The organism is Ginsengibacter sp. (genome assembly GCF_057362405.1).
In genome coordinates this window covers 45,767-68,793 of record NZ_JBMQQG010000148.1, presented here as the reverse complement: position 1 = coordinate 68,793, position 23,027 = coordinate 45,767, and the positions used below count along the sequence as shown (strand labels likewise).

Annotated in this window: 20 protein-coding genes; 5 read left to right on the top strand and 15 right to left on the bottom strand. The window is 38.2% G+C overall.

Annotated features, from left to right (window positions below; genetic code table 11):
- On the top strand, positions 1 to 1,930 hold a 1,930-nt coding region (locus ACO1O5_RS12065), incomplete at its 5' end, for a carbohydrate binding family 9 domain-containing protein (RefSeq protein WP_486270517.1).
- Between the two features lie 95 nt (positions 1,931 to 2,025).
- Here the strand turns inward: ACO1O5_RS12065 and ACO1O5_RS12060 are convergent.
- The 5 genes from ACO1O5_RS12060 to ACO1O5_RS12040 form a co-directional block, all read right to left on the bottom strand.
- Positions 2,026 to 2,160: a hypothetical protein gene (locus ACO1O5_RS12060; RefSeq protein ID WP_486270515.1), complete on the bottom strand. Its 135-nt coding sequence runs from the start codon at positions 2,158 to 2,160 to the stop codon at positions 2,026 to 2,028.
- Between the two features lie 32 nt (positions 2,161 to 2,192).
- Positions 2,193 to 3,038, bottom strand: a complete 846-nt coding sequence (locus ACO1O5_RS12055) for a sugar phosphate isomerase/epimerase family protein (protein ID WP_486270514.1) — start codon at positions 3,036 to 3,038, stop codon at positions 2,193 to 2,195.
- A gap of 32 nt (positions 3,039 to 3,070) precedes the next feature.
- Entirely contained in the window at positions 3,071 to 4,204 is a 1,134-nt protein-coding gene (locus ACO1O5_RS12050) for a redoxin family protein (protein WP_486270512.1), read from the bottom strand.
- A 292-nt stretch (positions 4,205 to 4,496) separates the two neighbouring features.
- Positions 4,497 to 4,865 (bottom strand): hypothetical protein, encoded by a 369-nt coding sequence (locus ACO1O5_RS12045; protein WP_486270510.1) that lies wholly within the window; start codon positions 4,863 to 4,865, stop codon positions 4,497 to 4,499.
- 146 nt (positions 4,866 to 5,011) lie between these two features.
- Positions 5,012 to 9,064: a cache domain-containing protein gene (locus ACO1O5_RS12040; RefSeq protein WP_486270508.1), complete on the bottom strand. Its 4,053-nt coding sequence runs from the start codon at positions 9,062 to 9,064 to the stop codon at positions 5,012 to 5,014.
- 336 nt (positions 9,065 to 9,400) lie between these two features.
- Here ACO1O5_RS12040 and ACO1O5_RS12035 point away from each other — a divergent pair, with 336 nt between their 5' ends.
- Positions 9,401 to 11,764, top strand: a complete 2,364-nt coding sequence (locus ACO1O5_RS12035) for a patatin-like phospholipase family protein (protein ID WP_486270506.1) — start codon at positions 9,401 to 9,403, stop codon at positions 11,762 to 11,764.
- A gap of 19 nt (positions 11,765 to 11,783) precedes the next feature.
- On the opposite strand, the gene ACO1O5_RS12030 is transcribed toward ACO1O5_RS12035, so the two are convergent.
- The 8 genes from ACO1O5_RS12030 to ureA are packed head-to-tail and all read right to left on the bottom strand — an operon-like array spanning position 11,784 to position 17,377.
- Positions 11,784 to 12,251, bottom strand: a complete 468-nt coding sequence (locus ACO1O5_RS12030; RefSeq protein ID WP_486270504.1) for an ORF6N domain-containing protein — start codon at positions 12,249 to 12,251, stop codon at positions 11,784 to 11,786.
- Positions 12,252 to 12,308: 57 nt separating this feature from the next.
- Entirely contained in the window at positions 12,309 to 13,115 is an 807-nt protein-coding gene (locus tag ACO1O5_RS12025) for an urease accessory protein UreD (RefSeq protein ID WP_486270502.1), read from the bottom strand.
- Complete coding sequence (gene ureG / locus ACO1O5_RS12020) at positions 13,106 to 13,744, bottom strand: urease accessory protein UreG (protein WP_486270500.1); 639 nt, start codon at positions 13,742 to 13,744, stop codon at positions 13,106 to 13,108. Before ureG ends, ACO1O5_RS12025 begins: the two co-directional genes overlap by 10 nt.
- Before the next feature lie 2 nt (positions 13,745 to 13,746).
- Positions 13,747 to 14,436, bottom strand: coding sequence for an urease accessory protein UreF (locus ACO1O5_RS12015; RefSeq protein ID WP_486270498.1), 690 nt, complete (start codon positions 14,434 to 14,436; stop codon positions 13,747 to 13,749).
- Positions 14,437 to 14,946: an urease accessory protein UreE gene (locus tag ACO1O5_RS12010; RefSeq protein WP_486270496.1), complete on the bottom strand. Its 510-nt coding sequence runs from the start codon at positions 14,944 to 14,946 to the stop codon at positions 14,437 to 14,439.
- Positions 14,947 to 14,958: 12 nt separating this feature from the next.
- Positions 14,959 to 16,680, bottom strand: coding sequence for an urease subunit alpha (ureC, locus tag ACO1O5_RS12005; RefSeq protein WP_486270494.1), 1,722 nt, complete (start codon positions 16,678 to 16,680; stop codon positions 14,959 to 14,961).
- On the bottom strand, positions 16,677 to 17,051 hold the full coding sequence (ureB, locus tag ACO1O5_RS12000) for an urease subunit beta (protein ID WP_486270492.1): 375 nt from the start codon (positions 17,049 to 17,051) through the stop codon (positions 16,677 to 16,679). Before ureB ends, ureC begins: the two co-directional genes overlap by 4 nt.
- Positions 17,052 to 17,074: 23 nt before the next feature.
- On the bottom strand, positions 17,075 to 17,377 hold the full coding sequence (ureA, locus tag ACO1O5_RS11995) for an urease subunit gamma (RefSeq protein WP_486270491.1): 303 nt from the start codon (positions 17,375 to 17,377) through the stop codon (positions 17,075 to 17,077).
- 121 nt (positions 17,378 to 17,498) lie between these two features.
- Between ureA and ACO1O5_RS11990 the strand changes: the two genes are divergently transcribed.
- Positions 17,499 to 18,188: an SDR family NAD(P)-dependent oxidoreductase gene (locus tag ACO1O5_RS11990; RefSeq protein ID WP_486270489.1), complete on the top strand. Its 690-nt coding sequence runs from the start codon at positions 17,499 to 17,501 to the stop codon at positions 18,186 to 18,188.
- A 40-nt stretch (positions 18,189 to 18,228) separates the two neighbouring features.
- Here ACO1O5_RS11990 and ACO1O5_RS11985 read toward each other — a convergent pair whose 3' ends face one another.
- Positions 18,229 to 20,031, bottom strand: a complete 1,803-nt coding sequence (locus ACO1O5_RS11985) for a DUF885 domain-containing protein (protein WP_486270487.1) — start codon at positions 20,029 to 20,031, stop codon at positions 18,229 to 18,231.
- A 153-nt stretch (positions 20,032 to 20,184) separates the two neighbouring features.
- Between ACO1O5_RS11985 and ACO1O5_RS11980 the strand changes: the two genes are divergently transcribed.
- The gene (locus ACO1O5_RS11980) at positions 20,185 to 20,532 is read left to right on the top strand and encodes a TfoX/Sxy family protein (RefSeq protein WP_486270485.1); all 348 of its coding nucleotides are present in this window, start codon (positions 20,185 to 20,187) and stop codon (positions 20,530 to 20,532) included.
- A 49-nt stretch (positions 20,533 to 20,581) separates the two neighbouring features.
- Here ACO1O5_RS11980 and ACO1O5_RS11975 read toward each other — a convergent pair whose 3' ends face one another.
- On the bottom strand, positions 20,582 to 21,742 hold the full coding sequence (locus tag ACO1O5_RS11975; protein WP_486270483.1) for a DUF819 family protein: 1,161 nt from the start codon (positions 21,740 to 21,742) through the stop codon (positions 20,582 to 20,584).
- Positions 21,743 to 22,114: 372 nt separating this feature from the next.
- Here ACO1O5_RS11975 and ACO1O5_RS11970 point away from each other — a divergent pair, with 372 nt between their 5' ends.
- Positions 22,115 to 23,008 (top strand): sugar phosphate isomerase/epimerase family protein, encoded by an 894-nt coding sequence (locus ACO1O5_RS11970; protein ID WP_486270481.1) that lies wholly within the window; start codon positions 22,115 to 22,117, stop codon positions 23,006 to 23,008.
- The last annotated feature ends 19 nt before the right edge of the window (positions 23,009 to 23,027 follow it).

Sequence of the window (23,027 nt, the reverse complement as noted above, 5' to 3'; positions counted from 1 at the left end):
TCTTTACTTGTTAGCCGTTTGCTACAAAGCTTTGCCCGGCCCCGAAATGGTGGAATCGTTACGGCGGGATTTTGATTTTCTAAAAAATGACAATTTCATCGTGTTCATCGATCCGTTCGATGACCAGACTAACGGCTTTGCATTTGGCACAAACGCAGATGGCGCCCAATGGGATGGATTAATGTACCAGGGAGGCTCTGTTGATTTGAATTGGGATGATAAATGGAGATCGACCGTAAAGCACTACCCGAACAAGTGGGTGTCAGAAATGGCAATTCCCTTTAAAACACTTCGTTACAAAAAGGGTGTTACCAAATGGGGAATAAACTTCAGCCGCAATGATCTAAAGACAACGGAAAAATCGAGCTGGGCTCCTGTTCCGCGGCAGTTTCCGACGGCGGCGCTTGCTTATACCGGCACATTAATATGGAGTATACCGCCGCCTGCCATTAAGAATAATGTGTCTTTGATTCCTTATGTTCTAACTGGTGATTCAAAAAAATTTATTCCACGTTCACCGGGAGAGTTTAAACATGAAATAGGACTTGATGCAAAAGTAGCTGTTACTTCTTCATTAAACCTGGACCTTACGGTGAATCCAGATTTTTCGCAGGTGGAAGTTGACAAGCAGGTTACCAACCTCGACCGTTATGAATTATTTTTTCCTGAAAGGAGGCCATTTTTTCTTGAGAATGGTGACCAGACCAACAACTTTGGCTATGCCGATGTTCGTCCATTTTTTTCAAGGCGAATTGGATTGGGTATACCTATTGAATTCGGAGGAAGATTGAGCGGTAAACTCAATCGGAATTGGCGAATCAATTTAATGGATATGCAAACTGCAAAACAGGAAGACATCGGATTGCCGCAACAAAATTTTGCTGTAGTTGCTCTGCAACGGGAAGTGTTTTCGCGTTCAAATATTAACGTAATGTTCATTAACAAACAGTCTGTTAACTATCATCCCGGAAAAGATTCTTTGCATCCTGTTTATTCTAAGTATAATCGAAATGTAGCCATAGAATATAATCTTGCCTCGCCCAATAATGTGTGGACGGGAAAGCAGATGCTGATAAAATCTTTTAGTCCCGGCGAAAGCGGAAAGGATATGTTATTAGCGGGCAATTTGCAGTATGCCGGTAAAAGATGGACAGTGAATGGCAGTTATGAATTCATTGGGCAAAATTATAATGCTGAAGTAGGATATGTGCCGCGCAATGATGATATAAAACTCAATCCATATATAGCTTATAACTTTTTCCCCAAGGCTGGAAGTATATTGACGCATGGACCGCAGTTAACTTCAACCTATTTTTTTAATACAAAATTTCACGAAACAGACCATGAAAACCAGCTTACTTATTTAATTACTTTCCGTACCAAAGCCACATTATCGTCAACCATGCTTGATGATTATGTTCAATTACTTTTTCCGTTTGATCCAACAAACAGTGGTAAAGATTCATTGCAACTTTCTTCAATTCACAAGTGGAAAACTATAGGAATTGATTTTGTCTCGAAGCCGCAAAGCCTTTTCACCTATGGGTATTCTTTTAGATATGGCGGCTATTATGCTGATGGTAAAAAATTATCTGCAAGTGCTAATTTTGGGTATCGCTTTCAACCATTTGTGAACATTACATTGTATGCAACCTATAACCAGTTGCAATTGCCGCAGCCGTGGGGGCATACCAAATTTTGGCTCGTTGGACCAAAGGTAGATGTAACCATGACCAATAAACTATTCTTCACAACCTATGTTCAGTATAACGAGCAACTTAAAAACACCAACGTAAATGCAAGATTGCAATGGAGGTACAAACCAGCGTCAGACTTATTCCTGGTATATACTGATAATTATCTAAACGTGCCTTTTACTGTAAGAAACCGGGAGATCCTATTGAAATTCACTTATTGGTGGACGTTATAAACTGAAATCTTATTTCGCTATTTTCTTAATTGTCTCTAATCCAGCATTGAGATTTTAAAACATACTCCCAGTTTTTTATCTATCACTTTCGACTATTACTGCCAGCCTATGACTTTTTTGCCTGGGAAGTCAATATCAATAACCGTATAATCATCGGCACTTTTTAGTATTAACGTCGAATAGGGAAAAGAAATCTTTAACAGTTCAATATCTGTGTAGTCTTTCTTCATTTTAAGTTGTGAGCCTGTCTCTTTGATTATAATCAGTATTCCAGGTTCTTAAGATAGTTCATGTTGAATTCAAGGCAATCAAATGCAGTACCGGTGTACTCTTCCTGTTCTACAAAGAAATATTTCATGCCTGCTTTTTTTGAATTGGTAAGCATCTTCTTTATATCCAGCCCTCCTTTTCCAAATTCAACACTGTGCTTTTCTTTCAGGTCCATATCTTTCAAATGCCATAGAGGAAAACGGTTTGGATACTTTTCAAAATAAGCAAGCGGATCATTTCCGGTAACGATAACCCAGCCTAAATCCATTTCCATTTTTACAAATTCAGGATTGGTATTTTCCAGCAGGACATCGTATAGAACCTGGCCGTTATCTTTTTCAAATTCTGAATCATGATTGTGATAACCAAGTGTTATGTTTGATTTTTTGGCAACTTCTCCGGCTTTATTAAATATCTCTGCTGTGCGTTTGTAATTATCAACTGTTTGACCTTTTTCAGGCATTACCGAAATAATTAAATAATCCTGCCCGGATTCAACGGCCTGGTCAACGGTTTGCTGCCACGTATCGTCGTAATGCACATGGCCGCTTCGTAAAGTCATCCCAAGGTCGGAGCAAATCTTTTTCATTTCTGCCGGCTTCAAACCATAATAATATCCTTTGTCACTTGCAGCAGATTCAATTTCTTTATAACCAATACTGGCTATCTTTTTTAATGTTCCCACATTATCATTCAGCATTTCATTGCGAACTGTATACAATTGCAATCCGGCATCTTTTGCTGATTTGCGATTGGATGCTTTTACAACATTTGGTAATAAGAACGAGCCGGCAGCCAGGGTGCCGGACGTTTTAAGAAAATTTCTTCTTGAATTCATTCATTTAATTTTAAGAGATGAGCAATCAAAATCTAGTAATATCTTCCGATCAATTTGTTTTCTACAATTTTTGTTTTTAATGATGACGGATCAATTTCCCCCTGGTTGGCGTAAACAATTCTGCCACCGGGCTCCACTAATATTGTGTATGGAATCGCACCTGTCCATTTAGGATCTATTGCATCTATCAGTTGGTACTTGTCATCCGAATTGAAAAGATAATTAGTATTGGCAGCATGTAACGATTGTAACATTTTCAAAACCTTGTCTTTCTTCTCCGGGTTATCGGCGCTTATACTTATGAGTTGAAAATCCCTTTGCCGGTACATGCGGTTAATGGAAACAAGCGATGGAAATTCCGCTACACACGGGCCGCACCAGGTGGCCCAAACATTTATTAAGAGTAGCTTATCAGTATTGTTTTTTATAAGATCCCTGATGCCTGCAGAATCAATGGTATCAAGTGTTACAGGCTGAGCGTTCCATTCTTTGTCGGCTTCGGCAATGTGTTCCTCTTTTTCGGCCCATTTTATTGAACAGCCAAATACTTTTGTAGTTTTCACCGGAACTTCTTTGCCGGCAAGCAACGCGTCTAATGCGTTTCGGGTGTCCTGGCTTTTTGGTATTCCTGTAGGTTTCTCAACATCGTCTATGCGTCCCTGGTATCTCAGCTTTCTTTCCTGGTCAAAAATAAAAACATGTGGCGTGGCAACAGGACCATAAGCATTGGCTACGGTTTCATGGTCGCCATCGTACAGGTAAGGAAAGTTGAAGTGTTTTCTTTTCGCCCGCAATTTCATTTCTTCATAGGTGTCGCCCAAATCGGTGTAACCCAATTCACTTAACTGAACAGATTTGGGATCATTAGGCATTATAGCCACAACGGCTACACCTTTCGGAGTATATTCCTTTGTTAGTTGAATCAACCTGTTTTCATAGGCCTGTGCGGTCGGGCAATGATCGCACGTGAAGACAATTACTAAAACTTTTGCGTCTTTAAAAGAAGACAACGAATACATTTTTCCATCAACACCTTTTAGTTTGAAATCAGGCGCACTACTGCCTATCGCCAATGTTGGATGATCATCTGCGAAAACATTATTGTGATTTGCAAAACCATAAGAGAACAATATTAAAATCAAAAATGAAAAAAATATTTGTTTCATATCACCGGCTTTTTAATAATTATTATTGTTGGTTTTCTTTAAAAGGAATGGGAAATTTCAAATCTGTGGTGTTAGAAAATAAACGTAACCAACAAACATAGAATCATTTCAAAATTAAGAGAAATCGATAATTCGGGATGATTTAATTATTGATCTTTTTGAGGGATGATACCTAATGATTTGTTGAATAATCAAAATAAATTGCGACCCATAAAATTTACTAACAGCAACCTTTCCAGCAATCTTGTATCTTTTATTTGCTAAGCTGTTAAGCCATTTACTTTCAATTTTGTTAAGAATAAATCCTAAAGGGTGTTTTCCCTTCCGCACCTTCAGCAACTCTTCCAATTCTATTTATAGAATCTATTTTCATCTTAATGCCGTCAATTGTGGTTAAACTATCAATTAATTGTAAGCCATCTTTTGTCAGGATAGGTTCTGTAAATCCACTATGGTCTAGGTCGATAAGTTCTTGGACCGCTTTTGAATTATTAAATCCTTTAACAAGAACCTGTCGTAAATATGCCAATTTAAATTGGTCAATGTAAATGGAATTGCAGATTGCTTTTTGCGATGTTGATTTATTAGTGCTTTTGCAGTGAAGGCCTGTAACTGTGATAAGTAGAATAAAAGAACAAATGAATTTGGAGGTTGTTATCATATAAAATTTTGTAAGCTTGAAACCCGACGAGCAACCTACTTTCAATACTTAAATATATACCACTCCTTGCTGCATAGCCAAAAGGGATTTTAAAGTATTTTAATTTTCGCCATAACCACTTATCGTTACTTCAATAAAACTTCTCCTTAACTATTCTTCTGATCGCTCTTACTTAAAAAAGAAAATAATTTAAGTATCACCGGTAGTCCTGCTACAAGGGCAGCCACATAAGAAATTAATTTCGAGTACACTTCCTGCTGCGACGTTAGTAAGAAAGCGAGAATGGCAAGGACAAGAATAATTAATGGATTTTTAAGCTGGTTCCAGTTACCGTTGTCTTTAATATTATTCTTAATTTTCATCGCTTCGCTGTTGCCAATTGCTGTGAGTATAAAATTGCGGAAACCTTTGTTGAACAATCTAAGCGTTCCGTCGGGCCTTATTATAACGCCTTTGGCCAACAGCATATTCAGGTCATAATCATTAAAAGAATTTACCAGGTTATCTTCTGCAAGGTCATACAACAAAAACTTTTCTTCTTTGGTTAATGATTGCCAGATATACATATAAAAATAATGAGAGGTTATCTGCAACTTAAAAGCTAATTCATCGGCATTCACCTTTTCTTTTTTTGTCTTTAAATCATTTGCAATTTCAATGGCATACTGCTGAATCTTAATGAGGAAATGTGTCTGCTGTGTTTCTTTATAAATTGAATCCCAGGTGTTGTCCGTATTATCTGTAATAGATTGTTGCAATGGAAAAACAATAATGCGATAATGACCCAGCAAGACATGCCATCTCTCAAGATCTTGTCCTGGTGCGGATTTGTCAGTTGTTTCTATTGCCTGTTCCATTATTGAATCGAGGAACGATACCGGGTGCACCGTTGATAGAATAATGATCTTACACTTACTATCAAGCATAAGGCCTTCCAGGAAGTTAAGCTTTAGCCGGTTGGTAACAGCATCCTGAATGTTATATTCAAAATGGTTTACAATAATCAGTTTATTTTTTTCAGCAAAGGCCGCAGTTTTAAATGCTTTCCATTCCGGATCGCTTTCCCTGTTATCGCCAAAGTCAGGAATATTAATGAAGTCGGCAACAAACACATTACTTGCCTGGTCGCTATTCTCATCATAGGTAAGTGTACCGTTTTCGATTTGTATTTCGCCCTTCATGATTTTATCTTTTATAATGCTGAGTTTCCCCGAACCAGGCAACCCGATTATAAAAACAAGCTTATTTAAGCTTGGCGTGTCAATAATTTTATGATCCAGGGGATTCCATTCTGCCAGATCAGGCAACCGCAAACAAAATAGTTTACTGATGATGTTGTAGATCATAACATAAAAAACGCCCAATGCAAAAAGCAATAATATCCAGAATAAGGATGCGCCAAACCAGCCTTTTTTGAATATCGATGGAACTTTATAATTGAGGCCCGCTGAAGATATTGCCAGGTACTTGCCTGTTGTGTCCATCTGCACATAGGTAGTACAGCTATCGGATGAGCCGCTGGCATCTTTTAATAATGAATTATAAAAAAATGAGGTGTCACCAGCGTTTGGCGTGTCAAACTTTTCTTCTTTAACGGCTGCGTCGCTTATATTAATTCTAAACAGCGACAGTATATCAGTCGTAATGGATTCTTCGCGTGAATATTTTTCTGGTGTACCAGGTTTTTCCAGGCGAATATCATTTATATAAGCATTATCATAATAATACCCTCTAGAGAAATTGGTATTGGTCTTAATATGCTCAAATGATGTATCGCTCAATTTATTCAATAATTGTTTTGCATATTGCAACTGACGGTAGCGGATACTTATATTTTGCTCATAATTGTAGGAAGTAAGGTAGAAGAATATGATGGGTATGCCACTCGTAACAATAAGCCTGGTGAGACCCATTACCGAAAAGCTGCGTTTATAGTTCCAGCTGGAAAGCAGCTTTGCCCCGATGCGTTTACGTGTCTCCGTTAGCACACGGTCACCGTATTTATAAAAGAGCCATCCTGCAACACATGTCAGCGATTCGTAAATAAATAGCAGTAAAATATTATGTGGTTCAAGTGTTCTTATTGCCGCTATATCAATTATTAATAAAGAAATCAGGAGCGCCCTTAGTGTTTTAATCTTGAATTTATAATTATCAACCTGGTTATGATATTTATAACGCCGGGCAAATAAGACCGTTAGAAAAATAGAAATAAAGGTTACCGAAAACAATAGGATATAGAGATAGGTTAAGAAGCTGCTGATGCTGAAAAAAGCAAGCACCCACACAATGATGACGAGATTAAAAAGTGTGGCAACATTGTATTGATGATGCGACAAAACCTTTGGACCGATCCAACTTGTATCAAATAATTGTCTTTTAAAAAATGAGCGTTTGGATGACACAAGAAATACTACAAGGAGCTCCAGCGCTAAAAATGCGAAGAATAATAACATCATAGAAAAAGTGAAGCTATAGATTTCGGTATCTCTCGTTTCTCTGTAATTAACATCGTCGAAAACCACCATAAAATAGGGGAGGCTGTCAATGGTTTTGATGCTTACTTTATATTCTTTGCCGAAATATTTTGTTGTAAAAGTTCCATCAGTTCTGGCTTCAAGATTGCCAAGGAGTTTTTCACTTTCGGAGAATTCACGCAACAAATTTTCATTTAAATTTCGGGCTTCATCAGAATGATATAACACATTGCCGTCATCGTCAATAATGGCAAATTGATAGCCTTCCGGTATAACAGGTTTATGAAGACTCCTGAAATTAAAAGATATAGCACCAATAGCCTGCCCGTTAATTTTCGATGGAATCGATAACACGGAAGTGAATGATCCACTGATCCACGAAACAATTTGATCCAGGTAAAACCTGCGAGCGGGATCGTTGTTAAGCTGGGATTCTTTGTGAGTGATAATTTTTTTAAAATATTCCCTGTTTCTAAAGTTGCCATGTGGAGCGCTGCTGTTTACTGTGGTCCAGTTAACTTTTTCATTTCCCGCTTTGTCTAACCAAAAAACCTGGTTGATATGCAGTCCTTTTGCAGTATTCAAAAGGTTGGTGGGCTTGTCTTTTAGTTCCTTATCCTTAAATGAAATGCTATCGTTATTGAGATTAATGATGTCATTAAAAAGTGAAGGATTCGATTTGATTGAGTCTTCAAATTCATTTATTTTTTTATAAGCAGTATCAATTTCATTTCGAAATGCGTTGGTAATTTGAACTGCAAGAACATTTGCTGAATTCAGGCTCTTATCCGGTCGCAGCACCAGGTTATACTTAAAAAAAGTAAAGAATAATATTGAAATCAACAACATAGAAACGGCTATCGTTGAAATTCCATCCGATATAGTAAGCCTGTCCTTATTACCCATTTGATACAACTTAATCCAGGGGAAGGCGAGAATAATAATAAATACAATTGTTACGAGAAGTAAGACAACGTTATTCGGTAGTTGATTTTTTTCTCCCTGGTAACGGGTGTTAGAAAGTAGACCCGTAATTACCCACTGCCTGTCAGCAGTAAAATTTACAGGCTGTGAAAATAATTTATAATCTTTCCCGCTTATGTTCAGGCTTCTTACAGATGAAACCTCTATGCCATTTTTCTTGTTGTATAATGAATCGTTTAAGTAACTAATGCCCGATGGAAACGTTTCAAATACCAATTGCCCGTTACTGAATATAAGAAACTGGTCAAATACATTTTGAGGAATCAGCAATTTTATGAATTGATCAAAACTCATCCTCATCGACATCTGGTAAGAAGTGGTGTCCGTTGAATCGATGATGCGTTTAGCTAATTGTAAAGTGATGAGCCTGGTATCATCATTCACAGTAATATTATAAATGCTGTCAGTAAATTTATCGGTAAGATTTTTCCTGGAGCCCTTTATTACAGGAAGCGTCAATGTGAAATTTTCGGTAGAGTAATTAGCAATATAACTTTTTACTTCCTGTTCATGAGAATCGTCCTTAGCATAAGCAGTTAACAAATTACTCATCAGCGCTACGCTGTTCTCTATTTTTTTATGGATGTTTTCATCGATGTTCTGCAAAGTCCTGAAACGTTGTTCCTGCAGGTTCCTTTCATTGTTGGGTACATAAATAAAAGAATAAATACCTCCACAAAAAATTACAAACACTACGGTAATTATTGCAGCTAGGTAATTTCTGTTGAAAAATTTCATTGGGGTTATTTTAAGAAAATTAATCAGATGCGCCAGGCTAATGCCGCTAAAAAAACCTTGAAATGAAGTTTACTTTCACATCAACTTAAAACCGATTAATCACGGGGAGCGGGAAATCTTTAACAGGATAGTGAACTAACGTTAGGCTAAATTCTGAAATAAATATAGCATTGTCAAGTGTTAGTTGATTTAATATAACGGAACCGGTTTTAATTTCAGCACCATTGGATTTTCATTACAATAACTCCACAAATAGAAGTACTGTTGCTTTTAAAAAAACCTTTAACTAAATTCGACTACGATTTGCAGTAATTCCCCATCACCTAAAATTTTATTATGAAGCAGTTTTTATCCCGTTCACTGAGATTTATTTCTCAGTTACTAAAATCGGCATGGCTTTTTTTCCCCGGAATGATATTCTTATTGTTTGCTATCTTTTGCTTTTGGGTGGCGGGACAAGGAAAAGATATTCTTGTTGCTTTTACTGAAAATACATCGCGAACAATTTTTTCGATCAATTATACCCGCATCATATTTTTTGTGGCAATTGGCTTCTGGGCCTATGTAAGCTGGTATTCTGCAAGAATTATTTCTTACATAAAAAAGACAAGAGAGGAAGACGATGTGCAATTGATATCGGGTGTGAAAAGCGAAGAAGCGGAAAGAGACTACGCTGAACGTAATCAATTTTTTGAAATTGGTAAGAGTTTCCTTGACGAGGTTCCACGTATTGTTGGAAATAGTTGCTTTTTAGTTCTGGAACTCGCAGTGCTGCAATCGCCTGTATTGAGGCATCCAATTAGTTCCACGGCAGCATGGATTTCGTTTTTTATTTTATTGATCATTATTCGGTACATAAATAAATGGGTTAATGATGACCTGGCAACGAAACCGATATTCAGAAAAATATTTTATGCGTTGCTCTTTATATTAATTGTGTTGATAGTTATCACAAGCTTATTCATCACCATTCACATCTTCACGCTCTTTGCCCTGCTCATTTTATTTCATGTTGTTTTTATTTTATACATAAATCTTCGCAGGGTGCGCATGGAAAAAAAGGCGCAAACGAAAATGCTAACCCAGGCTCAAACAGTGAAGGCGCCAAATCTGGCCGAAAGGTTGATGGATTATTTTTGTATTCCGCGTAAAGAGTCTGGATATTTCAGGTGGTTTTTATTTATGGGAAGTGCAGGTATCATCTTATACATAGCGTCAATAATATGGTTGACGTTTGCACGAAACATCGGGCCGTTTCCTTTTATTATTCTTGCCTTTGCCGTGTTGCTTGCCTTCGGAAATATAGTAACAGCTTTCTCTGTAAAGTATAAGGTGAATTTTCACTTTATGCTTTTGATATTAGCATTTATACTTGGCTTTGGCGAAACGCATTATGTTAGAACAATTGATTTGCCAACGGGTAATAATTATGTGTTAAGGCCTGATTTAAGAACTTATCTAACGGCGTGGCTTAAGAACAGGAATATAGCTTCAGTACCGGATTCTGTTGGGTATGATGTGTATTTTGTAATGTCTAATGGTGGGGCGTCACGCTCCGGCTATTGGACTTCGGGAGTGTTGGGAAGATTAGAAGATGCATCCCTTGCTGGTAACAAATCGAACAGGTTTTCTGATCATGTTTTTTGTTTATCCGGAACATCAGGTGGTGGGGTAGGTGTCGCAACTTTTTTTTCATTACTAAGAGATAAACAATTACGAACGGATCCGCTTTATGCAAAATCGGCAAGTGCATTTCTAAAACAGGATTATTTTACCTACACTTTTGCAAGGATGCTTGGCCCTGATTTTTTCAATTACATATTTCATGTAAGCGCACTTAAAGACAGGGCCGCCGCTTTGGAAATGTCTTTTGAGGAATCTTCCCATAAAACAAATGACAGCGCTTACCAGGTTCCATTCTATGACGATTTTTCGAAGTTCCCCGCAATGCGAGATGGCAATGTTTATCTCCCCGTACTTTTTGTAAACACTACAAGGATGCAGGATGGCAATCCTGGAATTGTTACCAACCTTAAACCCGATTCGGGAATTTATAACGAACGAATAGATGTAGTAGGTTTGCTAGGTGCAAACAAAGATATCAGCATAACATCCGGTGCCATTCTTGGCGCAAGATTTCCTTACCTGAGTCCGGCAGGAAGAATTGCCAATAGTTATTTTGTTGACGGTGGTTATTTCGATAATTCCGGTGCAGGCGTAATCCAGGAAACGATCAGGGGAATTTTAAATATTGAAAAGGAAGATAGCCTCGCTAACGGTAAACTGTACCCGCAAATAAAAAAGTTACGTTTTACGATATTACATATTGTTAACAGCCCTGTCGATCAAAATGCCACTCTTCAGCCTGTTGCTCCTATCAGGAATGATTTAATGAGCCCGGTTCTTACCATTGCGGGAGCTTATGATATGCAAACGACGGTTAATGATATGAGGCTAATAAATTACATTAATGACATTAATGAATTTGGTGGCCATCATGCCAATTATAACCGGATTTCATTGTATAAGGATTCGGCTGAATATAGTCACAATGCAACAGGTGGTGCATTTGGTACTGAACCTTCCTATGCCATGAACTGGTTTATTTCAGATACATTATTAAGAAGGATTGATAAAAGATTAATTGAAAATCCAAAGTTAAATGATCTGGTAAAATATTTTAAAGGCGGGCAATTTTGAATACTATTGGTTGTTGTAATTAGTTATTCGTTTTAAAGCCAATGCGTTCCCGGTTTTTCCATTTGGTAAGTTTTGATTCTTCATCAGTTTTTTTATCCAATAGATTTTCCAAGGCATCATAAATCTGTGATAGTTGTCCGTCAACGCCATCTTGCCTGTCCATTATTATTTTAATTTGCTCCGCAAGTTCTTTATAGCTGAGAGCAAATTTGCGCAAAGCGACGAATGCTCTTACGATGGCAATATTCATCTGCCTCGCTTTTGGACTCTTCAATACACTGGCAAGCATGGTTACGCCATGTTCGGTAAATGCGTATGGCCGATATTTACCAGTTCTGTTTTTAGGCAGTTTTTCCATCATCACATTTTGTGATGATGAGATTGTAATCCACTCTTTCGCAGTAAGTTGAAACATAAAATCGATCGGAAAACTTTCCAGGTTTCGTTTAATGGCCTGGTTTAAGACCCGTGTTTCTACCTCATACAAAGTGGCAAGGTCAAATCAAGCATTATCTTTTGTCCTCTAATCTCGTAAATTTTGTTTTCAATGATATTCATTTTCATGTAAATTTTCTTTAAGTATGAACGCAGCCAATCTCTTATTACAATCAAATAGCTGTTCGGCCTTATAACCCAAAATACGAAAGATTAATCCATTTACAGGAAGCATGGAAATACCAAAAAGAATGTTGTCAATTGAGGATAAAAGTTTTTTGCTCTCTTCGAATAGTCCTTTCATATCAATTGAATCATTTATAAATAATAAAGTTGATTGGTGGGTATATCCTTCCAGTTGCCCAATGGCATAGATATTTCTTTTAGCGGGCTCGATCAAAACATTTTCTCTTACAATTAATTTTTTATTCAAATAAACGTTAGTAACGTTTTGAAACCTTGTAAACTTAAATTCTTCGCCACTTAATTTTCTTCCGCAGGTGATAACTTCACTCCAAACAAGACTATGCTTTTTTTGTAAATAAATATTATTGAATGATGAAAAGCTGGATGCTTCGTGTGGTACATTTGGATGCGGCAAGAATGTGAATGATCCGTTATTAGCCACATGCACGTTCATAGATTGACTTGCAGCATCAGCCATTGTAAAAAGCCTTTGATAGCCTTGCGTTGTTAAATGAACATTTGCATTTTCTTCAATTTCAATTTCAATATTATAATTATCATTACTCAATATACCGGGAGACGAACTTGTAATCATCAGCCGCAATAACCCGTCAGACTTATTCTCGGTAATGTTAGCTAATTTGAAGGGTTGTTTATAGAAACAGTGTTTTAAAAATGTTCTGTCATTTTTATATGCCGCTGCAATATGTAAATGGTTATCTAACGGCATAGCATAGGTTCTTTTGTTTTTTCAACCAAGGCATATTTTTTAATCCAGCCGATTACACTATCAAGTCCGGTGCCATCCATAAGATTAGTAAAAACAAACGGGTTGCCTTTACGCATTTTTCTTGCGTCATGTTCCATTATGGCAAGATCGGCATGAACATAAGGCGCCAGGTCAATTTTATTAATCACCAGTAAATCGCTTCTTGTAATTCCGGGGCCGCCTTTGCGGGGAATCTTATCGCCTTCTGCAACATCAATAACAAAAATGGTAACATCAGCAAGGTCCGGGCTAAAAGTTGCCGAAAGATTATCACCACCACTTTCAATAAAAATTATTTCAACACCAGGAATGCGGGTTGCCATTTCTTCTACTGCTTCCAGGTTCATACTTGCATCTTCGCGGATAGCTGTATGCGGACAACCGCCTGTTTCCACGCCGATAATTCTTTCAACTGGAAGCAAGCTGTTTTTTGTAAGAAACTCCGCGTCTTCTTTAGTATAAATATCATTGGTGATTACGCCGATGCTGTAATCGTTATACATAGCTCTTGATAATCTTTCGATTAATGCTGTTTTGCCTGATCCTACGGGACCTGCGATACCAATTTTGATATAATTTCTTTCTTTCATTTTTAAGACATGTATAACCGCGAATATAGTTGTTCATGTTGCATGCAACGGATATCGAAGCCTGCACAGCAATAGCCAACCATATCTTTATCGGGTAGTAAACTTTGATTGGCTAATTCATTTATGAATGGAAATAACGATCTTAATATTTCCTGTCCGTCCTGCTGACCCAACGGAATTAGCTTTACTGAATTTGTTATAAATCCATTGGCGGCATTATAATAAAACCCGGTGAGGGCCTGTTGTTTATCAATATTCATTGCATACGATAATATGCCAAAGGAAATACAGTAATGGCCGAAAGCCTCATTGTTAAGGATACATTCTTTATATTTTTTTGGCAAAACAAATGCATCATTGTTTTCAAATATTTTTAATAGACGAACACCCAATTTATTACTGGCAAGCCTTATTTCCCGGGGCAGTTTAACAGCGGTACAAAGGTTGTCCAGTTCAATGATGGTTTCTAAATCGTTATTACATGCTGCATCATAAGCTAACGATAATAAAGCGGCATCTGTATAAAAAATATTTTGTGAGAGTTGCTGAATCACAAATTCTTTGGCAGAAACTTTATCATTGACAGTTCCGCCCTGCACATACGTTTCCAGTCCCGATGAATGTGAAAATCCGCCAATTGGTAAGGCTGAATCGCTTACATGCAGCAATTGCAAAAGGCTATCGGGATACATTTATAACGAAGTTGTAAAATGGTGAATCTTGTCTAGCAGGCTATCAGCCATGCCTACCTGTAGATGCGGTAGAACGGTTGTTTGAAAGGAGCAGTTTAATTTTCTTTCTTCTATATTTATAGTGTAACCTAACGTGACCAACAGGTTGTAGAGGGGAACATCGTATGGAACCAGTAATTCATCAGCTTCATAAAATAGCGGTAAATGCCGGTTACCAATTTCATAGGAAACGGCTGCAGCCTCACGCATATTTGAAGGTTTCAGAACAATGCATTCGCAGGGAATGATTTCAACGGCAATTGTGATTTTGTCATCCTGGAATAAAATATCGCCTTCTTTTAAATCAGGATTTTCCCTCATAAATTTTATGCAAATCGCTCTGCCCTGTTTTGTTTCTTTATGAAGTATACGTTTTCTTGCCTCATGCCATTCAATTTGCAGCGCATCTATATCGCGGTTGTCATTAACCGATGAGTAAATGTTACCTGATTTTTCTTTTACAATTATCATTGATTAATTTGTTTAAAATAAAAAATAACGTTGGGCAAGTGAAACTTCGCTCATAGGTTCGCAGGTTATGTGTTCGCCATCTACTTTTACTTCATAGGTTTCGGGATTTACATCAATTTGTGGAGTTTTATCATTATGTATCAAATCTTTTTTACCAATGTTCCTGCAATTTTTCACGGGCAGAATTTGCTTTTGTAAATTATATGATGGAACAACTCCATTGTCGATTGAGATTTGTGAAACGAAAGTAAAACAGGTATTGTATAACGCTTTGCCGTAGGCGCCAAACATGTGCCGGTAAATTACAGGTTGTGGAGTAGGAATAGAGGCATTGGGATCACCCATCCTGCTGGCGATGATCATGCCGCCTTTAATTATCGTTTCCGGCTTGGCGCCGAACAATGCTGGCTTCCAAAGCACCAGGTCAGCAAACTTTCCAACTTCTATGGAGCCCACATAACCGGATATGCCATGTGTTATTGCCGGGTTAATGGTATATTTCGCCACATATCTTTTTACCCTGAAATTATCATTGTTATTTTTTTCGTCTTCAGGTAAAAAGCCTCTTTGCTTTTTCATTTTATCTGCCGTTTGCCAGGTTCTTGTTACTACTTCGGCTACGCGGCCCATCGCCTGGCTGTCAGAACTCATCATACTAAAAACACCCATGTCATGTAAAATATCTTCTGCGGCAATTGTCTCCGGACGGATTCGGCTATCCGCAAAAGCAACGTCTTCCGGAACTGATTTATCCAAATGATGGCAAACCATCAGCATGTCTAAATGCTCATCAATGGTATTAACCGTATATGGCCTCGTAGGATTAGTTGATGAAGGTAAAATGTTTGGATACATCGCGGCCTTAATAATATCGGGAGCATGACCGCCCCCGGCGCCTTCAGTATGATAAGTATGAATCGTTCTTCCTTTAATTGCATTAATGGTATCTTCTAAAAAACCAGCTTCATTTAATGTGTCGGTATGGATGGCGACCTGCACATCCAGCGCATCGGCAACCCGCAAGGCTGCGTCAATTACAGCAGGAGTTGATCCCCAGTCTTCATGAATTTTAAGTCCGATTGCACCGGCTTCCACTTGTTCAACCAGAGGCCCTGTTGTTCCGCAATTTCCTTTGCCTAAAAAACCCAGGTTCATCGGGAATGCATCGGCACTCTCGAGCATTTTTTGAAGGTTCCACGCGCCCGGGGTAACCGTCGTTGCGTTAGTGCCATCTGCAGGCCCGGTGCCGCCGCCTAACATGGTGGTAATACCGCTGAATAATGCATGATCAATTAATTGCGGGCAAATGAAATGGATGTGTGAATCTATACCGCCGGGTGTAACAATTAAACCGGCGCCGCCATGCACTTCTGTTGAGGCGCCTACAATCATATTTGCGTTTACGCCATCCGTTATATCCGGGTTGCCTGCCTTGCCGATGCCGACAATTTTACCGTCTTTTATTCCTATATCTGCTTTTACAATTCCCCAGTGATCTATTATTAATGCACTTGTAATTAAAAAATCGAGTACGCCTTCATTTCTTTTTTTTGTGGATGATTGCGACATGCCATCGCGGATTGTTTTGCCACCGCCAAATTTATTTTCTTCGCCATAGATTGTATAATCCTTTTCCACTTCAATGATAAGATCGGTATCGCCCAATCTTACTTTGTCACCAACAGTAGGCCCATACATGTTTGCATACTTTATCCTGTTGATATGAAGGCTCATGCTTTTTTATTTTTAAAATGTAAGGTTGATAATTTACCTAAGGCGGTTTGTTTTACATCTTTATCATCTAGATTTCCATTCACAAGATTATTGATACTGAATATTTTTTTATTTCCTGCGACAGCAACCAATTCTACTTCTTTTTCCTCGCCCGGCTCAAACCGGACCGCGGTGCCTGCGGCAATATTTAATCGCATTCCAAATGCCTTTTCGCGATCAAATTCCAACTGCCTGTTTACTTCAAAAAAATGAAAATGAGAACCAACCTGTACCGGCCTGTCGCCTGTATTCGCAACCGCAACGATAACCGTTTTGCGCCCCACATTGCATTCAATATCTTTCGTTCCAACAAAATATTCTCCAGGTATCATAAATCTTAATTTTTAATTACAATTTACCTGATCGGATCATGGACTGTTACCAGTTTAGTTCCATCGGGAAACGTGGCTTCAATTTGTACTTCGTGGATCATTTCGGGTATTCCTTTCATTACGTCTTCACGGGTTAAAATGGTCGCACCATATTGCATTAGGTCGGCGACAGTTCTTCCGTCACGGGCGGCTTCCTGCAGCCGGCTGCTGATGAGTGCTATTGACTCAGGGTAATTCAATTTGAGTCCGCGGGCCTTGCGTTTCTCTGCCAGTTCTCCAGCGAGAAATAATAATAATTTTTCGGTTTCTCTTGGTGTTAAGTGCATGAAATAAAATTCTTGGTTAAGTCACATCAGCAGTCGCGGGTGTTAAATGTAAGAATAATTAAGAATATAAACTTAGGATACATAATTTTGGAATGATATTTTACACATAAATTGATCACATATGAAAACAGCAATTGTAACAGGAGCTACCGGTAACATGGGGCAAGCGGTTGTAAAAAAATTTATTGATGAGGGATATTTTGTAATTGGAACGGCAATTCCTTCTGACACTACCCAACTTGATTTTCCCGCTGACAAATTTGAAAAAATTATTGTGGATCTTGGTGATGAAGATGCATCGGGTAAATTTGTTGAGTCAGTGATTTCAAAACATAAAAATATAGATGTTGCGGTATTAACAGTTGGTGGTTTTGCAATGGGCACCATAGCCGATACAAAAACAACTGATATCGAAAAACAATACAAATTAAATTTTGAAACTGCTTACAATGTGGCCCGGCCGGTATTTATTGAAATGATGCAAAATAATAACGGAAGAATTTTTATAATCGGGTCGAAGCCTGGTCTCGATGCGAGGAATGGGAAAGGCATGGTAGCTTATGGTCTCGCCAAGTCGTTGATTTTTCGCTTGGCCGAATTAATGAACCAGGAGGCAAAAGGAAAAAATGTTGTTACCAGTGTAGTCGTGCCAAGTACAATCGATACAGTTCCTAACCGCAAATCGATGCCTGATGCTAACTTCGACAATTGGGTAAAACCTGAAGCGATAGCTGACGTTATTTACTGGCATTGTACAGATGAAGCCAGTGTTCTTCGGGAACCGGTTTTGAAAGTTTATAATAAAGCATAATTTTTTCAGCAAGATGAGCTTTAAATGATCGCCTTAAATATCATTTAACGCTTTCCGCCCATGCATCCATTTTACTTTCCAGTATATCTAACGGCATTACCCCATCTTTCAATAATTCATCATGAAAATCTGAAAGCTTAAACTTGTCACCCAATTGTTTTTCATATTTTTCTCTAAGCTCTCTTATTTTTAATGCGCCAATTTTATAACTTAATGCCTGTCCCGGTATTACCATATAGCGTTCTATTTCAGCGGTAGCGCCCTGTTCGCTTATAGCTTCATTATCCATCATATATTTAATGGCTTCCTCTCTCGTCATTCCTTTCAAATGCATTCCTACGTCAACCACCAGTCTTATGCCTCGATGAATGTCATCGCCCAATGCGCCCATGTATTGATAAGGGTCCGTATATAAGCCCAATTCTTTTCCCAGCGATTCGCAATACAAGGCCCAGCCTTCGCCCATAGCGCCATACCATGCAAAGCGCCGGAACTTTGGGAGGCTGGTGTCTTCCTGTTGTAACGATATCTGGTAATGATGTCCGGGAATAGCTTCATGTAAAAAAAGTGATTCCATACCGGAAGTTGTATTGAATTTTGTCGCATTCAAAATGGGTATATAAAAAATTCCCGTCCTGCTTCCATCGGGTGAACCAGGGTTGTATTCAGCGCTGGCGCTGGCCGCACGAAACGCCTCGGTTTGCTTTATTTCAAAAAGCGTTCCTGGTGTGCGGCCAAACATTTTCTTTAAGTTAGGGTCAATTCTCTTTTTTATATTTCTGAATGCATTCAACACATCTTCAGGCGTTTTGAAAGGCATAAACTTTTTATCCGTTTTCATATATTCAAAAAATGACTTTAGGTCTCCTTTAAAACCCGTTTCATCTTTTACTCTCTCCATTTCATTTCTTATTCTTTTTACTTCGGCAAGGCCAGTGTTATAAATTTCATCCGGTGTTTTATTGGTAGTAGTCCAGTATCTTACCAAATAATTATAAATTTTTTCCCCTCCCGGCAATGCGCTGTATCCCGTTGAAGTTCTTGCGGCGGGCAGGTATTCATCTTTTAAAAATGATCCAAGTTTTTTATATGACGGAATGATGTAAGTATTGATCGCATAAACATATTTTTGGAACATCTCTTTTTTTAATGAATCGCTGAAAGATGCCGGGAACATTTTAACCGGGCCATAGAAAATGTTTTTAGATGAATCGGTCATGGTCATCGCTTCCATTTGCGGAATCATTTTCAAAACAATTGCTTTTGGTAAAACATATTTTGCTTTGATGCCTTTTTTAAAACCGGCAATTGCAGAATCGCTCCACACGGAAAATTGTTTTATCCTGCTTAGCCAATTGCTATAATCATTTTCCGTTTGAAACGGCTGAATGCCTTCACCGGAACCTAATTGGCCCATCGTGATGGGCAATCCCCAAAACTGCTGGAACGGAATGTATATGCAGGCCATTTCTGAGGGATATAGTATATTCAAATCCAATGCTTCTAACTGCATTTTCATTTCGCGGTCAAAAATTTCATAACTGATCAAATCATTTTTGTCGAGTGTTGATCTGTCATATTTTTCAACTTCATTTAAATATTTTGTATAGAAATTATGCAGCTTGTCTTTGAACGATTCGGTTATATAAATTGGTAATTGGTCATTATACCGGTTGTCCCCGTTTTGAGTTGCCTCTATCGGGTACAATTTCATGCGGTCTTCATAATAATTATCAAACATTTTATTAAGAGAAGCATTGCTCATATTTGCCGTAGTTGAGGTTGGCTGATTGCAGCCGGTTATAACAAGTAAAACTAAAGTGGTAAAAACAAATTTATTCATTGCAAATTTTTACGGTGGCTAAGCTAATGATTAATTATGTATTAAAATATTTAGGTGACGAATAGCCTGACCTGAAAAAATTTATTTTGTTGCCTTCTGCGAAGCAGACTTATTCAATGATTATTTAGTTTTGAATTACAAATATTAATAACCATGGCTTACAACGAAAAACTCGCTGTGAAAGTGAGGACCGCCCTTGCACATTTATCTAAAGTAGAGGAAAAGAAAATGTTTCGTGGTATTACATTTATGGTAGATGGGAAAATGTGCGTTAGCGTTAGCAATGATGAAATCATGTGCCGTATTGATCCTGAATTGCACGACGCAGTTGTTAAAAAGAAAGGATGCAGATCTGTAGTAATGCGAGGAAGAGAATACAAAGGTTTTGTTTATGTAAACGAAGAAGGGATGAAAACGAAAAAAGATTTTGACTATTGGGTTGGGCTCTCGCTGGAGTTTAACAAAAAAGCCAAAGCATCAAAAAAGAAAAGTATAAAATAACGACGTTTGACTTTACTATAAGAAAGACTTCATCTGCTGATGGATGCTATTATCGCAAGAGTTCTGCAATTAAAATTCCAAGATAGGTTCCGATTGCATTTCCAACAGAACCTGCCAATATACCCGGTAGCTGGAGTTCAGAACGGCCAAGACTTACAGCACATACAGGCGCCGTGGTCGCACCTGCGATATTTGCATTGCTTGCAATGGACACAATATCCCAATCTTGTTTTAACAGGCCACCTATAGAAAAAATTATTACGCCATGTATTAAGACAAGAATAGTGTCCCATAATAATAACGTGCCAGCTACTTCACCATTTTGCATTAGTGCACGGATATCGCAAAATGCGCCGATAACTGCAAGAAAGATCATAATCATGAGCAGTCCTAAAATTTTAGAACCTTTTAATTTTTGTACAAAAGGAATTTGCGCAAATATTAATGCAAGCGTAGTCAATACAAGTATGGATGGTATTTGGGGAAAGTATTTTGTAACAATTGACCCGATAAACATACTGCCAAAACCAAGCGCCAGTAGCAATGAAATATCCGTGATTGTTATCTCCGGTCTTGCATGGCTGATAAAGCTATCGATGTCGACATCTGTAATTCCCTTTAACTCCGGGGGAATTATTTTTTTTCGCGGAAAGGCTTTTTGCAAAATCGGTGGAAAAAAGATGGTCACAAAAATCCAGGCGGCCGTGATGATATTATCTACCGCATTAACGGCCGCAAAGAGGTTCCCGTTTTTATTTACACCATATTGTAAAGCTACAGCGCTAAGATTAGCGCCGCCACCGATATAAGTTCCTGTAAACATGCCGGCAACAGCATAAGCCTGGCCAATATGATGTTGCGGAGAAACGATCCTGTAACTAATAATTACGCCCGCTATCGACGCCGCTGCGCCAATAAAAAACATTAGCATCATGGGAAGCCCTGCCAGTTTGAGATCTTTAATTCGTATATCAATCAATAAAAAAAATATCCCCAACGGCGCAGCATACTCGAAGATTTTTCCGTATAACGAAGGAGCATTATCAGATGATGGAATAATTCGGAGATTGGACAAGATAGCTGCCCCGATTATAATAATCAAGACGGAGCCAAGATGTTTAAAGAATTTCTTCTGAGCGAGCCATTCAGAAAATACAATTAATAATAAAATAATGGTAATAAGGTACGCTGGCTGTTGAATTAAAGACATATTGTGCAAAACTAATATTGTTCAATGTAAGAATTATTACTGTAAAGTGGTAAAGCAATTACAATAATTAATGAGGAAGACGAACGATGGAGATTCGGGGAAAGACCTTTCAAATTGCCCCCACATTTAGGGGGCGATTTGGCCAGTAAATCTAGTTTCTGATTTCATTATTATAACGATATCCCAATGTTCTTATTATGTTATCGGTTGCGTGGTCGCCAACAATCATAAATTTACGACACCGCAATCAGGCAGTTTCTACAAAAAATAATTAGTAGATATTTTCTTTTTTATTGATTAAAAGATGGAGCAAGCGAAATATTTTCTCATTAATAATTACCTTTCCGCTTCCTTTTAAATTAAAACACACATATGAAAAAGATTGCTTTATCTCTTGCAGGTTTATTATGCATGATTGCATTAATCCAATGTAATTCCACAGGATCAAAAACAGATTCCGGCACAACTGATTCAACGGCCATGAAAACGTCAGATTCAACCGATGTAACTTCTAATTGGAAACTTGGTGTCCAAATGTGGACTTTCAGAATGTTCACTTTTGCTGACGCTCTTGATAAAGTAGATAGTGCCGGGGTAAAATATATTGAAGCATTTTGGGGCCAGCCGCTAGGCGCAGGAATGAAAGACAGTTTTGGTATAAAAATGACCGATGAGAGTAAAGCCAAATTAAAACAGTTGCTGCAGCAAAAAGGTATAAGCATTGTTGCCATGGGAGTTATTGTCCCTAAAACACGTGACGAATGGACGAAAGCTTTTGATCTTGCCAAAGAATTTGGATTAAGCTACATTACGGCTGAGCCGCTCAAAAATCAATGGGATATGGTTGATAGTATGGCAGGTGCTTATGGCATTAAAGTGGCTATTCACGATCATCCGAAACCGAATGTTTATTGGAGCCCGGACTCTGTTCTTGCGGCAACTATTGGCCATCCAAATATTGGTTCATGCGCTGACCTGGGCCATTGGGCACGTAATGGTATTAACCCGGTTGATGCCCTGAAAAAACTGGAAGGTCATATATTCGGCGTACATCTAAAAGACATCAAAAAATTTGATGATACAAAAGCGGAAGATACCATTGTCGGCAAAGGCGTAATTGATTTTCCGCCAATATTCCAGGAATTGAAGCGCCAGCATTTCAGCGGTATGTTTTCTATAGAACATGAATCTAACTGGTATCATAGCGTGCCGGATGTTATAGAAACAGTAAAATTTTATAACGACCAGGTTTCAAAGCTGAAATAGTTTTGAAGCACTCCGTTAA

Bases quoted from the DNA above. Each gene is read 5' to 3' on its own strand.
- ACO1O5_RS11970 (WP_486270481.1), top strand. From the start codon at position 22,115: ATGAAAAAGATTGCTTTATCTCTTGCAGGTTTATTATGCATGATTGCA.
- ACO1O5_RS12035 (WP_486270506.1), top strand. From the start codon at position 9,401: ATGAAGCAGTTTTTATCCCGTTCACTGAGATTTATTTCTCAGTTACTA.
- ACO1O5_RS11980 (WP_486270485.1), top strand. From the start codon at position 20,185: ATGGCTTACAACGAAAAACTCGCTGTGAAAGTGAGGACCGCCCTTGCA.
- ACO1O5_RS12050 (WP_486270512.1), bottom strand. From the start codon at position 4,204: ATGAAACAAATATTTTTTTCATTTTTGATTTTAATATTGTTCTCTTAT.
- ACO1O5_RS12045 (WP_486270510.1), bottom strand. From the start codon at position 4,865: ATGATAACAACCTCCAAATTCATTTGTTCTTTTATTCTACTTATCACA.
- ACO1O5_RS11985 (WP_486270487.1), bottom strand. From the start codon at position 20,031: ATGAATAAATTTGTTTTTACCACTTTAGTTTTACTTGTTATAACCGGC.
- ureG (WP_486270500.1), bottom strand. From the start codon at position 13,744: ATGAAAGAAAGAAATTATATCAAAATTGGTATCGCAGGTCCCGTAGGA.
- ACO1O5_RS12015 (WP_486270498.1), bottom strand. From the start codon at position 14,436: ATGTATCCCGATAGCCTTTTGCAATTGCTGCATGTAAGCGATTCAGCC.
- ACO1O5_RS11990 (WP_486270489.1), top strand. From the start codon at position 17,499: ATGAAAACAGCAATTGTAACAGGAGCTACCGGTAACATGGGGCAAGCG.
- ACO1O5_RS12010 (WP_486270496.1), bottom strand. From the start codon at position 14,946: ATGATAATTGTAAAAGAAAAATCAGGTAACATTTACTCATCGGTTAAT.
- ACO1O5_RS12060 (WP_486270515.1), bottom strand. From the start codon at position 2,160: ATGAAGAAAGACTACACAGATATTGAACTGTTAAAGATTTCTTTTCCC.
- ACO1O5_RS12025 (WP_486270502.1), bottom strand. From the start codon at position 13,115: ATGCCGTTAGATAACCATTTACATATTGCAGCGGCATATAAAAATGAC.
- ACO1O5_RS11975 (WP_486270483.1), bottom strand. From the start codon at position 21,742: ATGTCTTTAATTCAACAGCCAGCGTACCTTATTACCATTATTTTATTA.
- ureB (WP_486270492.1), bottom strand. From the start codon at position 17,051: ATGATACCTGGAGAATATTTTGTTGGAACGAAAGATATTGAATGCAAT.
- ACO1O5_RS12040 (WP_486270508.1), bottom strand. From the start codon at position 9,064: ATGAAATTTTTCAACAGAAATTACCTAGCTGCAATAATTACCGTAGTG.
- ureA (WP_486270491.1), bottom strand. From the start codon at position 17,377: ATGCACTTAACACCAAGAGAAACCGAAAAATTATTATTATTTCTCGCT.
- ureC (WP_486270494.1), bottom strand. From the start codon at position 16,680: ATGAGCCTTCATATCAACAGGATAAAGTATGCAAACATGTATGGGCCT.
- ACO1O5_RS12055 (WP_486270514.1), bottom strand. From the start codon at position 3,038: ATGAATTCAAGAAGAAATTTTCTTAAAACGTCCGGCACCCTGGCTGCC.